Source organism: Streptomyces sp. NPDC059788 (genome assembly GCF_042732265.1).
Lineage (GTDB): Bacteria > Actinomycetota > Actinomycetes > Streptomycetales > Streptomycetaceae > Streptomyces.
The window spans coordinates 34860-49487 of the sequence record NZ_JBHWHY010000039.1; the positions used below are offsets into that span (position 1 = coordinate 34860).

Below are 14628 nucleotides of genomic sequence, written 5' to 3' on the forward strand. Positions count from 1 at the left end.
GCCCGCGGATCACCACGCCCGGGGACGCGTAGGATCCGAACACCGGAACCCGGCCTGTTCCCACGCCGAACCGACCTCGCTCCAGGAGACGACATGAGCAGCGCCCTTCTCGTGATGGACGTCCAGCAGGCCATCGTGGACATCGCCGACGACGGCTCCGGATATCTGCCGCGTCTGCGCGGGGCGATCGACGGGGCCCGGGCGGCGGACATCCCCGTGATCTACGTGGTCATCGCCCTGCGTCCCGGTTTCCCGGAAGTCGGCACGCACAACAGGCCGCTCGCCGCCATCGCCCAGGCCGGCCTGTTCGTCGAGGGCGCCCCGGGCACCGAGATCCACCCCGAGGTCGCGCCCCGGCCGGGCGACGTGGTGGTCACCAAGAAGCGGGCGAGCGCGTTCTCGGGCAGCGATCTCGACATGGTGCTGCGGGCGCGCGGTATCGACCGTCTCGTGCTCACCGGCATCGCCACCAGCGCCGTGGTGCTGTCCACCCTGTGCCAGGCGAACGACATGGACTTCGGCCTCACCGTTCTCTCCGACGCCTGTCTGGACACCGACCCGGAACTGCACCGGGTCCTCGTCGAGCGACTGTTCCCGCAGTGGGCGGACGTCGTCACCGCCGACGACTGGGTCAAGACGATCGCACCTCGGTAGCAGCGTCCCCGCCTCGGTGGCACCGCCTCCGGGTACGCCCTCTGGGCCGACCGCTGCCCTGCGGAGTCACGGCGTCACGAAGTTACGGAGTGCAGACGCGGGCACCCTCGCCTACGTCCCTCAGTTCCGCGATGTCGAGCGGTGGCAGCTGTGACAGCTCGACGCAGGCGTCGGCCATGGCGGCGTGGTGGCGGGGGTCGTCGAGGACGGCCGTCATGGCGTCGGCGATCTCGTCGCGCGTCGCGGTGAGTTCCAGCGCGCGGCCGAGGCCGAGCCGTGCGAACGCCGCGACGTTGTCGGGCTGGTCGGCGAGAACACCCATGCCCAGGACGGGCGTCGCGCCCTGCACCGCGTCGAGCAGGGATGCCCGGCCCCCGTGCGTCACGAACAGGTCGGTACGGCGCAGGAGCGCGGGCTGCGGGACGCGCTCCGCGACATGGATACGGGGGTCCGTGCTCCGCAGGTGCTCCGCGAGGTTTCCGGCGGACACGATGGCGTCGCAGCCGAGGGCGGAGAGCGCGGCCATGATCTCCTGATAGGCGTCCCGCACGAGGGTCCGGAGCCCCGACATCGTGGTGGTCAGGGTGCCGAGGCTCGCGTAGACGAGGGGGCGGGAGGCGGAGCGGCCCAGCCGGTCGGGGAGGGGTGACCGGTCTTCGACGACGGTACGCCGCACGACCTGCGTGAAGGGCGGGGGCGTTTCGTAGAACCACTGGGCCGGCGCGGGCGTGAGCAGCGCGGGGAGCACGGGTGGGCCCTGCTCGTGGCGCTTGTGGAGAGGCGCCAACTCGGGCGCGATGTCGGTGTCCCAGAGGTCCAGGAGCACCGGACCGAGGCCGTTGTCGGCCGCGAGTACGGGCAGACGCAGGACCTCCGCCGCGAGGTGCGCACCGAGATCACTGCACTCGGCGATCACCAGATCGGGCCGTGCCCGGGTCCACGCGGCGATCAGGTCATGGGCCTTCGTCTCGGCCTGATGCGGCCAGAGCCGGCCGAAGACGTACCGGTTGAAAGGCACGTTCCCGTACCTCTTCCACACCCCGCTCGCCGTCTGCTGTACGGCGGGATTGCACGTCCAGTCCGTTCCCGCCTCGTGGAATTCCATCCCGCGGCGCCGGGCTTCACCGCGGAACATGAGGGGGGCGTAGAGCGCCACATCGTGGCCCTGCTGAAGGGCCGGCCCGGTGACGTAATCGAGTGCGGACACATGCGAAGGGACCGGCTCGGCGGTGATGGCTATCCGTAAGGGCACGCGAACTCCAACTTCTCCGCCGCGAAGGCGGCGCACATCGTTACGGAGGCAGAAAGCCGGAAGGCGAACCGGCAGCCCGGGACCTGCTCGACAAGACCGCCCACGAAAACTCCGTACGCGCGACCGCTGTTGCCCGCCGGAGAAATTCCCGCCTGCCGTCGTCGAGGCTACGTCCGGGCCCGGCCGCCCGGCACCGTTCCCACGTGATCTACGTAGTGCATTACGTAGTCATTACGTAATCCCCACCTACAGAGGCCGCCGCGGTGCGGGAGCGGAGCCGGGCGGCGAATACCGGCGAAAGCGGGAGCGTACGCGTGTCGCCGGGTCAGGCGGTGCGGCGGATGAGGAGGACGTGGTCGGTGACCTCCGCGGTGCGCCCGTCCGGCCCGGTCGCGATGCGGCGGGGCGCGTGGGCCCGCTCGACCGTCCATGCCGCGGGATCCAGTGCGATACCGGCGGCGACTTCCCGCGGGCCCGGATACCGGGTATCGGGGTCCTGGTTCCACGACCAGGGCGCGGTCGAGCCGTGATCGACGACCAGCAGCCGCCCGCCGGGGCGCAGCGCGTGCGCGGCCGAGCGCAGGACGGCCGACCGGTCCAGCGTGAAGGGGGTGTGCAGGTAGTGGGCGCAGACCAGGTCGAACGCGCCGGGCGGGAAGGATTCGTGCAGGTCGTGCCGTACGGCGAGGACGCGATCGCCCAGGCCGTGTGAGTGGGCGAGGGTGGCGAGCCGCTCGACCGCGACGGCCGAGATGTCGGTGGCGGTGACGTGCCATCCCTGGCCGGCGAGCCACAGCGCGTCGCCTCCGCCGCCGCATCCGAGGTCCAGCGCGTCACCGGGCGGCAGGTCCGTCACCGTCTCGGTGAGGCGGGCGTTCGGCCGCGGGCCGACGGCTGCCGGCCGGGCCGCGTAGACGCCGTCCCAGAACGCGGTCGCATCGGTGGTACTCATCAAGTCTCCTTGCGTCGAGGTGCGTGCAGTCTTGCCGGGCACGCCACGACCTGGCACGAAAACTTGCGGTAACGGCAAGCTGAGCCCCATGGACCCCAGCCCAGCCGGAACCGCTCGAACCGACCCCGCAGACGCACGAAGGATGTGAATGGCTGTACGTGCTCAACGGCCGCCTGCGGCTGGTGCTCGGCGACCGCGACCTGACATTGCCGCCCGGTGAGGCAGCCGAGTTCGACACGTCCTTGCCGCACTGGCTGGGCAGTGCCGACGGCGGCGTGGTCGAACTGCTCATCCTGTTCGGTCTGCAAGGAGTGCGTGCCCACTCGCTCGCATAATCGGCAGCGCCCGGTTCCCCGGATACAACCCGGCCTGCAAAATGGCTGTTTGGCGACCACAGCAGTCCGAGAACATGTCACGAAAGCCGCGCCGGGCGCGATACTTTTCGCCCCAAGCCGACGGCTTGAGCGGCTCGTACGGCACGTGCGGCTCGCACGCCTTGTTGCCGTCGCCTTTTGCAGATGTGGTCCGTACTTTGCGCAGTCGTCCTTCAGGACAACGACTTTGAGGAGCACCTTTCTTGACCACTCACCTTCGACCGGGCGCCCGCGGTCCGCGGATGGTACTGGCGCTGATCGCGGCACTGTGCAGCATCATCGGTGTCACCGCGCTCGGTACGACACCGGCGGCGGCAGCCGATCAGCGGCACGCGATCTACGCGATCGCGCACCGGGTCGACACCCTGGACGGCGTGGACGCCGCGCTCAACCACGGCGCCAACGCCATCGAGATCGATGTCTGTGCCTGGTGGAACCCGAACGAATGGCGTGCTTGGCACGACTGTTCCTCGGCCGGCGAGAACCGGCGGGGCCCCAGCTTCGACAGCATGATCGACCGAATCCTCTCCCACGCCAACGCGGGGCGCCGGCTGGCGCTGGTCTGGCTGGACATCAAGGACCCGAACTACTGCGGCGAGGCGCAGAACCGTACGTGCAGCGTCGCCGGACTGCGTGACAAGGCGCAGCGGCTGACGGCCGCCGGAATCCAGGTGCTGTACGGGTTCTTCGAGTATCACGGCGGCAACACGCCGGACGTCGGCGGCCGGGGCTGGAAGAGTCTGGAGGGCAAGCTCGGCAAGCTGGAGGGCATCACCACGACCGGGAGCCGCGACAAGGTCCGGAACGCCTTCAACCAGTCCGGTTCCGGATTTCCGAACGGCCGCCGAGTGATGGACTACGGCGACAACAACATCACCAACGGGTTCGGCAACTGTACGGAAGCCACCTGGAACACGTGCGCGGAACTGAAGAAGGGTGCCGCGGACCGCGCCGCCGGCCAGCTCGCGGCCACGCTGTCCTGGACGACCACCTACAACGACCCGTGGTACGTCGACAAGCTGCTGGGCGACGCGCGGGTGGACGGCATCATCGCGGGCTACGCCAACTTCACCGGAGAGCACGAGTACGACAACGGCTGGCAGTGCGCCAACGCCATCAACCTCATCCGTGACTGGGTGAACCGGCACAGCGGCAGCCACCGCATGGCCAACAGCGGCGACCGCCTGTTCAAGTAACGGTCTGTCGAAGCAGCGGACAGCCCCGAGCAGCGGACGCCCCCGGGCCGGGGCGGCCCCGAACCGCCCCGCGCCCGTGGGCCCTTCACACCGCCGGCCGGCCGCGGACCATGCGGCCGGCTCGGCGCTCAGCTGTTCGGCGCGCCGCTGCCCTCGTACGAACCGAGGTTCTCGATCAGGGCGACGAGAGCGGGGTCGCCGGCGAAACGGTCCGCGTGGATCTTGCGGATCTTGTCGGCGATCCCGGGGTCCTCGTCGTCGGTGAGGTCCTGGGAGACCATGTTCCGCACGAGGGGCAGGCCGATCTCGTCCACCCGGCGGTGGAGCGGGGCGTGCATGTACGCGCGGTACGCCTCGACGTCCTTGACCGCGAAGAGGGCGCCGTAGTCGAAGTCGCCGCCGATGTCACGGCCGACCGCCCAGTGCTCGACGGCGTCGATCTCCCGGCCCATCCTGCGCAGCAGGTCCAGCGCTTCGTGGACCTTGTCCTGGGGGGCGTCGGGGCGCATGGCGAGGCGGATCTGGTGATAGATCACGGTGGATCTCCTTCGCTTCGGTAGACGGGGGTGGCTTCCGGTTTCACCCGCATTCTTTGGCTATAGCTTATAACCATAATGATGGGTGCTTGCAAGGCGCTGCCGCGGAGGCGGGCGTCTTCGGTGAACTCGCGGCTCTCGGCGGTCCGTTCTTCGGGTGTGCGAGCTGAGGGTGTGCGAGTCGATGGGATGCGCGAGCTGCTGGGTGCGGGCGCCGGGTGGGGGTGCGTGGAGGGGCTACCCGACCTGGCTCTCCGCGCTGTAGCCGCGAAGGAGTGCGCTCAGGATGTCGGTCAGGCGTGGGGCGACGTCGACGACGGCGTGGGCGAGGCCGGGGTCCGACTCGTACAGGCGGCGCAGTTCGGTTCCCGGGGCGGCCATCTGCCACAGCGCTCCGGCCATCGACGTGGCCGTGGCGACGACGTTGCCGGCCTGTGCCGGGCTCAGCGCGGCGGCCCGGCGCAGTGCCTCGCTCACGGCCGCGACCTCGGCGAGGGCGGTCAGCTTGAAGGACCGGACGCTCTCCAGCGAGACGTTGCGTTCCAGGTTCATCGGGGTGTGCGCGAGCAGGTCGCAGAACAGGGGGCGTGCCACCAGCGACTCGGCCAGCAGTCCGGCGACGGTGTGCAGGCGGCGCTCCTGGCCCGCGCTGTCCGCGGGGGCCTCCGCGTCCGTGCCGGGCGCCAGGTCGGCGAGTTGTTGGCGTACCGCCTGCGACCACTGCGTCCACCCGGCGGCGGCCAGGCGCAGGTAGATCTCCTCGCGGGTTTCGAAGTAGCGGAGCATCGCCGACTTGTGCAGCCCGACCTCCGCGGCGATGTCGGTCAAGGTCACCGACCGGATGCCGTGCGCCGTGGCCAGCCGGGCCGCGGCGTCGAGGATCGCCGCCTCGCGGGCGCGCTTGGCCTCGGCGCTGCGGGCTCGTGCGGGCGGTCGGGAGCTGGCCATGCCCACACTCTAACGCAACCAGGTTGCACTATTAACGCAACCGTGTTTCGCTAAGCCCATGACAACCCAGACGTGGTTCATCACCGGTTCCTCCCGCGGCTTCGGCCGCTCCCTCGCGATCGCCGCCCTGGAGGCGGGCGACCGGGTCGTCGCCACCGCCCGTAAGCCGGCCGACCTCGCCGACCTGGCCGAGCGCTTCGGCGACCGGATACTGACGGTCGCGCTCGACGTGACCGACGCCGCCGCGGCCACGGCCGCGCTCGACGCGGCCCGTGACCGCTTCGGCCGCATCGACGTGGTCGTCAACAACGCCGGCTACGCGAACGTCGCCCCTGTCGAGACGGCGCCCCAGGACGACTTCCGCCGCCAGTTCGAGACCAACTTCTGGGGCGTGTACCACGTGTCCAAGGCGGCTCTGCCCCTGCTGCGGGCGCAGGGCGGCGGCACCGTCGTCCAGTTCTCCTCCATCGGCGGCCGGGTGGGCGGCAGCGCCGGGCTGGGCTCCTACCAGGCGGCCAAGTTCGCCATCGACGGCCTGACCCGCGTACTCGCCACCGAGACCGCGCCGTTCGGCATCCGCTACCTGGTCGTCGAGCCCAGCGGCTTCGCCACCGACTGGGCCGGGTCCTCCATGGAGATCCAGGACATCCCGCCGGAGTACCGGGAGACCGTCGGCGCCTTCCACGACCGGGCCCGGGCCGGCCGCGCCGCCGGCGACCCGGACCGCGCCGCCGAGATCCTCGTCCGCGTCCTCAAGCGCGACGAGCTCCCCGCCCACCTGCTCCTGGGCGAGAACGCGGCCCGGATGGCGCTCGACCACGCACGGCGCCAACTGGCCGAGGCCGAAACCTGGCAGGCCGTCGCCGTCTCCGCCGACTTCGGCGCGGGCTACCCCGTCGAACTCCCGACCTGCGCCGAGTAGACGGGGGATCGTCCGAACCGGCAGGAAGAAGGCGGCGGGGCAGGGGAGCGGCGGGGGTGTTCTCTCAGGCCTCCTGCCGGGCGGACCGCCCCTCGGGGCGCAACTGCCACAGAGGTGGTACGGAGCGTGCCGGAGCGCTGTTCTCCAGGTGGCGGCGCAGAACCGGCAGCGCCTCCTGGGAGAGGCCCAGTTCCTCGGCGAACCTGCGGGTGGTGGCGTACTGGATACCGGTGGCCGCGGTGTGCCGCTCCCACTGGACGAACCGCCGGTAGAGGGTGGCGGCGTCCTGCGGCGCACTGTGGCCCCCGCGCGCCTGGCCGGGCGTCGCCCGCTGCCGGCCGGCCCGTTCGCGTTCGCGGGCGACTTCGGAGAAGCCGCACACGGAGCGGCTGGCCTCCTCGGCCTGCGCCAGGTCGGTGGTGCCGTCCAGGGCCCGGGCCAGCCGGTTGATCTCCAGGGCCCGGGACAGGGGGAGCCGGTAGACGTGTGCGCTGGCGGGGCCGAGTACGACCGGGTCCGGCGCGTCGCGGGTGCCGCAGACGCCCCGGAGACCGCGGGCCGCGGCGACCAGGAGGGCACTCGCCTCGGAGGGGTGCCAGGCGAAGACGTCGCCGACCGAGCGCGTATGCGCCGCGGTGAGGGAGAACTCCGGGCCTTCCAGGCGGGGCAGCAGTACGGCTTCGGGCACCTCGGAGTCGAGGCCGGGGCCGGCGATGTGCACCGCGGCCGGCAGGCCGGTGCGCCGGCACGCCGCCACCACGAGGGCGTCGCCCAACGGGCTGCGCAGGGTGGGTTCGCAGCCGTCGGCCGCCACGTCCCCGCCGACGTCGACGATGTCGACGTGGTCGGCGCCGCAGTACTCGGCGGCCCGGACGATCTGGCGGGCCAGGCCGACCGCGCCTTCGTAGGGGTCGATGAGGCCGAGCGCGGGCCGCAGATCGGCCGCGAGCCGGGGGAGCAGCGAGCCCGCGGGAGGGACGGGGGCGGACCGGGGCGTGACCAAGTGGACCTGATCACCGACGTGTTCGGTGCCGGTGAAGTCCGTCCGGCGCCGGGGGCCGGGGACCGGATCGACCACCAGGCGCTCCCAGGCGTAGGTCAGGACGAGGGCGGGAGCGTCCTCGCCGTGCAACGCCGCGTGGACCATGGCGGTGGTGATCGCGTCGCCTCCGCCTCCGGCGGCGATGAGAAGTTTGGCAGTCAATACCGTTACCCCCTCGGGTTGTTTGCGGTGGTCGTCCCGCTGACCGGAGCGTCGGGGCCGTATTCCGGCAGACGCCCCGGCAGACGGCGCCGTACCGATCCCTCCAGGTTCGCGGCCCAGGCCGCTATCGTGCCTTGAGAGTTGTACTTCAGTTCCCTTGTCGAAAGAGGGAAGGTGTTGTCCATGGCCGCCTCTGCTCCCGTTCAGCTGTTTTCGGGCAGGCCGGTTTCCCCTGAGACTCCCTACCAGCAGTACGTCTACGTCTACCCGCACCAGAAGGCCTACCGTCGGCTGGAAAGCGGGCCGTTACTGAGCGAGTTATGGAGGCACGAGCAGCTCGGCTCCCTCTCGCTCTACGTGCACATCCCCTTCTGTGAGATGCGCTGCGGTTTTTGCAACCTCTTCACCCGCACCGGTGCTCCGGAAGACGTCACGAGCGCGTTCCTGGACACCCTGGGCCGGCAGGCGCAGGTGACCCGGGAGGCGTTGGAAGCGAGCGGCCGGTCCGTCCGTTTCCAGTTGTCCGCCTTCGGCGGCGGCACCCCCACCTATCTCACCGCCGCGGAACTGACCCGGCTCTGCGACATCTGCGAGAACGTGATGGGCGCCGACCTCCGCGCCGTCCCCTGGTCGGTGGAGACCTCCCCGGCCACCGCGACCGCCGACCGGCTCGCGGTGCTCGCCGAACGCGGCGCCACCCGCCTGAGCATCGGCGTGCAGAGCTTCATCGACGAGGAAGCCCGCGCCGCCGTACGGCCGCAGAAGCGCGCGGAGGTGGAGGGGGCCCTGACCCGGCTGCGCGAGGCCGGCTTCCCCATCCTCAACATCGACCTCATCTACGGCATCGACGGCCAGACGGAAGCCTCCTTCCGCGTCTCCCTGGACGCCGCGCTGGCCTGGGAGCCGGAGGAGATCTACCTCTACCCGCTGTACGTGCGCCCCCTGACCGGCCTGAGCACCCGCCACGACAAGGACCGCCGGCAGTGGGACGAGCAGCGCCTGCGCCTGTACCGCTACGGCCGCGACCATCTGCTGGCCGCCGGCTACGAGCAGACCTCGATGCGGGTCTTCCGGCGGCTGGGAACCCCGGCCGACGACCTCGCCGAGGACACGAGCATCAGCGAGTACAACCAGCAGGCCGGGATGGTGGGACTCGGAGTCGGCGCCCGTTCGTTCACCTCGGCCCTGCACTACACCACCGACTACGCGGTGGCCGTGCCGGAGGTGCGGCGCATCATCGACGACTACATCGCCACCCCCACCGAGGAGTTCCGCCGGGCCCAGTGGGTCTTCCGGATGGACGACGGGGAACGGCGCCGGATGTACGTCCTGCAGTGGCTCCTGGAGACCGTCGGCCTGCCGGTCGCCGGCTACCGCGGCCTGTTCGGCACGGAGCCCGAGGAGGACTTCCCGGCGGAGTTCGCCCTGCTCCGCGAGAAGCGGTGGCTCGATGACGGCGAGAGCACGGTGCTCAGGCTCACCCCGGAGGGAATGGCCTGGGCGGACGCCATCGGCCCGCTGTTCTTCTCCCCGCGGGTCAACGACGCCATGACGAGCTACCTGGACAAGTAGCCCGGCCGACCCGGCGCCCCGCGCACCGAGCGGCCAGGTGACGGCAACGCCAACAGGGCCTCGACGTGCGCGGGCGCCACACAAAAAACTGACGTGTTGTCACTGCACACAGGTTGACTCGCTCCCAATATCGTTTCTAGCCTGTCAAACGGTTGATCCATGTAACGCTCCACAACTGATGAGTCCTGGGAGTTGTGCCCACATAGCGGGCCACAGGGACCTGGAGGGTGGCACCATGGCGGATCCCCAGCAGCCCCACTTACCGCTTCCGCCGAAGCCGGTGGATGTGGACGTGATCGAGAACGCCATCAGCGAACTGTTGCGCGGCCTCGGCCAGGGCGACAAGCCCGAGGTGATGGCACAGACCCCGCGCCGGGTGGCTGAGCTGTACGCCCAGTCGATCAATCCGGGCGACATCGACATCGAAGAGGACTTCAAGGTCTTCGACAATCCGGGAATGCAGGACCTGGTCCTGGTCAACGACGTGCACTACGTCTCGCTGTGCGAACACCACCTGGCGCCCGCCTTCGGGATCGCCCACGTCGGCTACGTACCCGACCGCAAGGTGGCGGGCTACTCCAAACTGAAGAAGGGCCTCAACTACCTCGCGCGCCAGCCCCAGCTCAACGAGCGCCTGGTGGTCGACGCGGTGAACTTCCTGGAGGCGCGGCTGCAGCCGAAGGGCATCGCCCTGGTCCTGCGCAGCGCACACTGCTGCATCGCGCTGCGCACCAACGCCCCGAGCCAGGAAGTCGTCACGGTCATCGAGCGGCGTGGCGTACTGTGCGAGGAGCGCTACTGGTCGCCGCTGTGGGCCAGTGCTGTTGCGGAGAAACCGGCCTTCCTGGGGAGGTAGGTGAGCCACATGGACCAGGGCACGCAGCCGGCGTCGATGGCCGACGAGGACGTACGCCGGCTCGCCGACCAGATGCGGCAGGCGCTGCAGACCTGCTCCGTCCACACCGTGGGCCCGCTGGCGGCGTACGAGAGATGCACCGCCGCCCTCGACGGAGGGCAGATCGACTCACGGCAGTTCCAGGAGATCGGCCGCAGGCTGGTCGCCGTGTCCGAAGAACGTATGCACGCGTACGAGTCCCAGGGGGAGCACCCCGACACCTCGCCGAAGATCGGCCGGGAGAAGCGGCTGATCAGCTTTGTCGACGCGCTCTTCGCCCTAGGCCTGCGCAAGAAGGAAGGCTGAGGGCCCCGTGGAGAAATGGCCGGACACACTCATCGCCGTGGTCGGCAAGGGCCGCAACTGCCCCCCGGCGGTGTACGACATGGCCCGCGAGGTCGGAGCGCTCGTCGCACGGCAACCCGGCTGCCTCCTGGTGACGGGCGGGCTCGGCGGCGCGATGGAGGCGGCGGCGCGCGGCGCGAAGGAGAACGGAGGCCGGGTGCTGGGCCTGCTGCCGGGCAGCTCGAACCGTACGACCCGGCCGCACGCCGAGGTGGACCTCCGGCTGGACACCGGACTGACCGCCAACGGCCGCAACATCGTGCTGGCCAGCGTCGCGCACGCCATGATCGCCGTGCCGGGCTCGCACGGAGCCCTCCAGGAGATGATCGTGGCCGTCGACGCGGAGAAGACGGTATGGGCCCTGGGCGAGCACGCCACGCGCCTTCCGGGAGTCGAGTACCTGGCGTCCCTGGAGGAACTGGCCGCGCGGCTGACCGCCTTCAGTACCGCGCCGGCCCCCGACCGGGGATAGCCGGTGAGCGGACGACCGCAGGGAGGGACCGATGAGCGCCACCGTCCTGACCGCCGACCTGGTGGTGCTCGCCCATGACAACGACAGCTGGCACCTCCTGCTGATCCGCAGAGGCAAAAACCCCTTCGAGGGCCGGTGGGCCCTTCCGGGCGGGAAGGTCGGCGCCGACGAAGACGCCACGACCGCGGCCCGCCGTGAACTGCGCGAAGAGACCGGACTGCGGGCCACTGACACCGACCTCGTTCCGCTGACCTGGCGCACCGCACCGGACCGGGACCCCCGGGGACGCTATGTGAGCCTGGTCTATGCCGCGTTGCTGCCCCGGCCGAAGCGGGTGCGCGGCGGCGACGACGCCGCGCACGCGTGGTGGCAGCCGCTGCCCACGCCCCCGGACGGCTTCCCGGACACCGAAGCGGGGCAGGATCTCGCCTTCGACCACGCAGCCGTCCTGCGCGAGGTCCTGCCCGCCGCGCCACCCGGCAGGTCGGCCGTCCCGCAGATCAGGGAGGCGACCGAGGCGGACAGCCGGGAGATACGGCGCCTGCTGACAGCACACGCTCCGGCCGACACCACCGTGGCCGGCACGGCCGCGGCGCCCGCCGCCCGCCAGGTGGCACGCCCCGGCCGTTGGCCGCTCGTAGCGGCGCTGGGAGGCTTCTTGGTGGGCTGTGCCGACGCCGGGGACCGGATACTGGTCCACCCCCGCTGGCAGGGGCGTGGCATCGAACAACAGCTGGCCGCAGCGCAGGCTAAGGAGAGCCCTTTACGGTGACCCGTAAGAAGACAGCAGTCACGCCCCCACCGCTCGCGTCCCACACCACCGGAGAACGCCCGGCATCCGCCCCGGGCCGCGGCGTGGTCGTGCTGCTCACCGTCGGCACCGGCCTGTCCGTGGCCAACAACTACTACGTACAGCCACTGCTCGGCGACATCGGCCGCGACCTCGGCCTGCCGGAAGGACAGGCCGGACTGCTGGTCACCGTGGCACAGTGCGCCTACGCCGCGGCCCTGCTCCTCGTCCTTCCCCTCGGCGACCTGCTCGAACGCCGCCGGCTGATCGTCATCCTGTCCTCGGCCTGCGCCGCGAGCCTGGTGCTCATGGCCACCGCCCGGTCGCAGCCGGCCCTGCTCCTGGGCGCGGGGCTGGTCGGGCTGTGCTCCGTCACCACCCAGGTGATGGTGCCCTACGCCGCCTCCCTGGCCGCACCCGACCAGCGCGGACGCGTGGTCGGCACGGTCATGGCGGGGCTGCTGTGCGGCATCCTGTTCGCCCGTACGGTGGCCGGCGCCCTGGCCCAGTGGGCCGGGTGGCACGCCGTCTACTGGTGCGCCGCGGGCCTGATGGCGCTCCTGGCCGCCGCGGCGGTGCTCTTCCTGCCCCGCTACCAGGAAACAGGCACCCCCGGCTACCGGCATCTGGTGGCCTCGGTGTTCCAACTGTTCGCCCGGGAGCCGGTGCTGCGGCTGCGCGCGGCGTACGGAGCGCTGTCGTTCGGTGCCTTCAGCGTGCTGTGGACCGCCCTGACCTTCCTGCTCTCCGCGCCGCCGTACGGCTACTCACCCGGCGTCATCGGACTGTTCGGCCTGGCGGGACTGGCCGGGGCACTGGCCGCGGCCCGCGCCGGGCGCCTCGCGGACCGGGGCCTGGCACACCAGGTGACCGGCATCTCGTCCGTACTGCTGCTCGTCGTGTGGCTCCCGCTGGGGCTGGGCGGCACCCTGCTGCCGGTCCTGGTGCTGGGCATCGCGGTCCTCGACCTCGCGGCCCAGGCCCTGCACATCACCAACCAGAGCGAGATCTACCGCCTGGCGCCCCAGTTCAGGTCCCGGCTCACCGCGGCGTACATGACGACGTACTTCCTGGCGGGAGCCACCGGATCGGCGCTCGCCTCGCTGGCCTACGCCCGGCAGGGCTGGACCGGCGTCTCGGTCCTCGGCGCGGCGCTCGGGGCGGCGACGACGGTCCTGTGGGGGATCTCGACACTGCGCCTTCGCGCCCGGCACCGGCGAGCCCCATGAAGCCGGGGGAGGCGCGCCGCTTCGCCGACGCCACCGCCGTGGGGCCGGAAGCGGTCCGTGCGCTGGCCGAAGAGTTCGTGACTCTCCACCACCACGAGAACCCCGGCGCCGGCTCCCCCGACCGGCGGCTGGCGGAGATCAGCGCGGAGATCTCCCGCACCGGGACGTACACGCACACGCCACAGGAACTGGACTTTGGAGCCAAGGTCGCCTGGCGCAACAGCATCCGCTGCATAGGCCGTCTGTACTGGCAGTCGCTGATCGTGCGCGACCGGCGGCACGTGGAAGGCGCCGACCGGATCGCCCAGGAAGCCGTCCGGCACCTGCAGCAGGCCACCAACGGGGGGCGCATCCGCCCGTACCTCACCGTCTTCGCCCCGGACCGTCCGCGGCGGCCGGCCCCCCGCATATGGAACGACCAGCTCATACGCTACGCGGGTTACACACGGCCGGACGGCTCGGTCCTCGGCGACCCGGTGAGCGCCGAGCTCACGGCCGCCGCCCGAAACCTCGGCTGGCCCGGCGGCCCCGGCACCCCCTTCGACATACTGCCCCTCATCGTCCACGGACACGACGACAAGCCCCAGTGGTTCGAGCTGCCCGAATCCGCCGTGCTCCAGGTGCCGATCGAACACCCCGAACACGGCTGGTTCGCCCGGCTGGGCGTGCGCTGGTACGCGGTGCCGGCCGTCTCCAACATGCGCCTGGACATCGGCGGCGTACGGTACCCCCTGGCGCCCTTCAACGGCTGGTACATGGGCACCGAGATCGGCGCCCGCAACCTGGCCGACACCGACCGCTACAACCTGCTGCCCGGTATCGCCCGCCGACTGGGCCTGGACACCTCCCGCGACCGCTCGCTGTGGAAGGACCGCGCACTGGTCGAACTGAACATCGCCGTGCTCCACTCCTTCGAGCAGGCGGGGGTCACCATCAGCGATCACCACACCGAGTCGCGCCACTTCCTGGCCCACCTCGCCCGCGAGGAACGGGCCGGGCGTGCCGTGGGCGCCGACTGGTCGTGGATCGTGCCGCCCATGTCCGGCGCCACCACGCCCGTCTTCCACCGCTACTACGACACCGAGCAGCGCCACCCCGCGTTCGTCTACCAACCGGAGGCGCTGGGCGAGGGTACCGGCGCCTGCCCGCAGGAGGCCCGGCAGAACCTGCCCGACGCGGCAGGCGATCCGGCGCGTACCTGCCCCTATGACACCGCGGACTCGCACGGTGGCGCGACGCCCCACGACGGACAGCCGTAGCACCGAACTGCCTCGGCATGCGGCCCGC

Annotated in this window: 15 protein-coding genes and 1 pseudogene; 11 read left to right on the plus strand and 5 right to left on the minus strand. The window is 71.0% G+C overall.

The features are described from left to right. Window positions 1–93 precede the first annotated feature (93 nt). The gene (locus tag ACFV57_RS29940) at window positions 94–654 is read left to right on the plus strand and encodes a cysteine hydrolase family protein (RefSeq protein ID WP_385238605.1); all 561 of its coding nucleotides are present in this window, start codon (window positions 94–96) and stop codon (window positions 652–654) included. 82 nt (window positions 655–736) lie between these two features. Here the strand turns inward: ACFV57_RS29940 and ACFV57_RS29945 are convergent, their stop codons facing one another. After that, window positions 737–1861: a glycosyltransferase gene (locus ACFV57_RS29945; RefSeq protein ID WP_385238607.1), complete on the minus strand. Its 1125-nt coding sequence runs from the start codon at window positions 1859–1861 to the stop codon at window positions 737–739. A gap of 370 nt (window positions 1862–2231) precedes the next feature. Further along, complete coding sequence (locus ACFV57_RS29950) at window positions 2232–2858, minus strand: class I SAM-dependent methyltransferase (protein WP_385238609.1); 627 nt, start codon at window positions 2856–2858, stop codon at window positions 2232–2234. 95 nt (window positions 2859–2953) lie between these two features. On the opposite strand from ACFV57_RS29950, the pseudogene ACFV57_RS29955 reads away from it, so the two are divergent. Together ACFV57_RS29955 and ACFV57_RS29960 are read left to right on the plus strand one after the other, a co-directional pair. Beyond that, window positions 2954–3193: pseudogene (locus tag ACFV57_RS29955) on the plus strand (cupin domain-containing protein); the annotation flags it as partial. Between the two features lie 242 nt (window positions 3194–3435). Then, window positions 3436–4428, plus strand: coding sequence for a phospholipase (locus tag ACFV57_RS29960; RefSeq protein WP_385238610.1), 993 nt, complete (start codon window positions 3436–3438; stop codon window positions 4426–4428). 128 nt (window positions 4429–4556) lie between these two features. Here ACFV57_RS29960 and ACFV57_RS29965 read toward each other — a convergent pair whose 3' ends face one another. Beyond that, a complete protein-coding gene (locus ACFV57_RS29965) occupies window positions 4557–4964 on the minus strand; it encodes a Dabb family protein (protein WP_385238612.1) in 408 nt (135 codons plus the stop codon). Between the two features lie 237 nt (window positions 4965–5201). Continuing rightward, window positions 5202–5912 (minus strand): TetR family transcriptional regulator, encoded by a 711-nt coding sequence (locus ACFV57_RS29970; protein WP_385238614.1) that lies wholly within the window; start codon window positions 5910–5912, stop codon window positions 5202–5204. Window positions 5913–5970: 58 nt separating this feature from the next. On the opposite strand from ACFV57_RS29970, the gene ACFV57_RS29975 reads away from it, so the two are divergent. Beyond that, window positions 5971–6834, plus strand: coding sequence for an SDR family NAD(P)-dependent oxidoreductase (locus ACFV57_RS29975; protein ID WP_385238616.1), 864 nt, complete (start codon window positions 5971–5973; stop codon window positions 6832–6834). A gap of 64 nt (window positions 6835–6898) precedes the next feature. Here the strand turns inward: ACFV57_RS29975 and ACFV57_RS29980 are convergent, their stop codons facing one another. After that, complete coding sequence (locus tag ACFV57_RS29980; RefSeq protein ID WP_385238618.1) at window positions 6899–8038, minus strand: DUF1152 domain-containing protein; 1140 nt, start codon at window positions 8036–8038, stop codon at window positions 6899–6901. A gap of 183 nt (window positions 8039–8221) precedes the next feature. On the opposite strand from ACFV57_RS29980, the gene ACFV57_RS29985 reads away from it, so the two are divergent. The 7 genes from ACFV57_RS29985 (at window position 8222) to ACFV57_RS30015 (ending at window position 14600) form a co-directional block, all read left to right on the plus strand. Beyond that, window positions 8222–9610, plus strand: coding sequence for an STM4012 family radical SAM protein (locus ACFV57_RS29985; protein ID WP_385238620.1), 1389 nt, complete (start codon window positions 8222–8224; stop codon window positions 9608–9610). A 235-nt stretch (window positions 9611–9845) separates the two neighbouring features. Next, window positions 9846–10466 (plus strand): GTP cyclohydrolase I, encoded by a 621-nt coding sequence (locus tag ACFV57_RS29990; RefSeq protein WP_385238622.1) that lies wholly within the window; start codon window positions 9846–9848, stop codon window positions 10464–10466. Between the two features lie 9 nt (window positions 10467–10475). After that, a complete protein-coding gene (locus tag ACFV57_RS29995) occupies window positions 10476–10811 on the plus strand; it encodes a hypothetical protein (RefSeq protein WP_385238624.1) in 336 nt (111 codons plus the stop codon). A gap of 7 nt (window positions 10812–10818) precedes the next feature. Next, window positions 10819–11322: an LOG family protein gene (locus ACFV57_RS30000; RefSeq protein WP_385238626.1), complete on the plus strand. Its 504-nt coding sequence runs from the start codon at window positions 10819–10821 to the stop codon at window positions 11320–11322. A 31-nt stretch (window positions 11323–11353) separates the two neighbouring features. Continuing rightward, window positions 11354–12094 carry an NUDIX domain-containing protein gene (locus tag ACFV57_RS30005; protein WP_385238628.1) on the plus strand — a complete coding sequence of 247 codons (741 nt, stop codon included), beginning with the start codon at window positions 11354–11356 and terminating at the stop codon, window positions 12092–12094. Then, window positions 12091–13341 carry an MFS transporter gene (locus ACFV57_RS30010; RefSeq protein ID WP_385238630.1) on the plus strand — a complete coding sequence of 417 codons (1251 nt, stop codon included), beginning with the start codon at window positions 12091–12093 and terminating at the stop codon, window positions 13339–13341. Before ACFV57_RS30005 ends, ACFV57_RS30010 begins: the two co-directional genes overlap by 4 nt. Then, complete coding sequence (locus tag ACFV57_RS30015) at window positions 13338–14600, plus strand: nitric oxide synthase oxygenase (RefSeq protein WP_385238632.1); 1263 nt, start codon at window positions 13338–13340, stop codon at window positions 14598–14600. The genes ACFV57_RS30010 and ACFV57_RS30015 overlap by 4 nt, the downstream gene beginning before the upstream one ends. Window positions 14601–14628: the final 28 nt, after the last annotated feature.

Coding starts and splice junctions, on each gene's coding strand:
- ACFV57_RS29975 (WP_385238616.1), top strand. CDS start 5,971: ATGACAACCCAGACGTGGTTCATCACCGGTTCCTCCCGCGGCTTCGGC.
- ACFV57_RS29985 (WP_385238620.1), top strand. CDS start 8,222: ATGGCCGCCTCTGCTCCCGTTCAGCTGTTTTCGGGCAGGCCGGTTTCC.
- ACFV57_RS29940 (WP_385238605.1), top strand. CDS start 94: ATGAGCAGCGCCCTTCTCGTGATGGACGTCCAGCAGGCCATCGTGGAC.
- ACFV57_RS29995 (WP_385238624.1), top strand. CDS start 10,476: ATGGACCAGGGCACGCAGCCGGCGTCGATGGCCGACGAGGACGTACGC.
- ACFV57_RS29970 (WP_385238614.1), bottom strand. CDS start 5,912: ATGGCCAGCTCCCGACCGCCCGCACGAGCCCGCAGCGCCGAGGCCAAG.
- ACFV57_RS29990 (WP_385238622.1), top strand. CDS start 9,846: ATGGCGGATCCCCAGCAGCCCCACTTACCGCTTCCGCCGAAGCCGGTG.
- ACFV57_RS30015 (WP_385238632.1), top strand. CDS start 13,338: ATGAAGCCGGGGGAGGCGCGCCGCTTCGCCGACGCCACCGCCGTGGGG.
- ACFV57_RS29950 (WP_385238609.1), bottom strand. CDS start 2,858: ATGAGTACCACCGATGCGACCGCGTTCTGGGACGGCGTCTACGCGGCC.
- ACFV57_RS30005 (WP_385238628.1), top strand. CDS start 11,354: ATGAGCGCCACCGTCCTGACCGCCGACCTGGTGGTGCTCGCCCATGAC.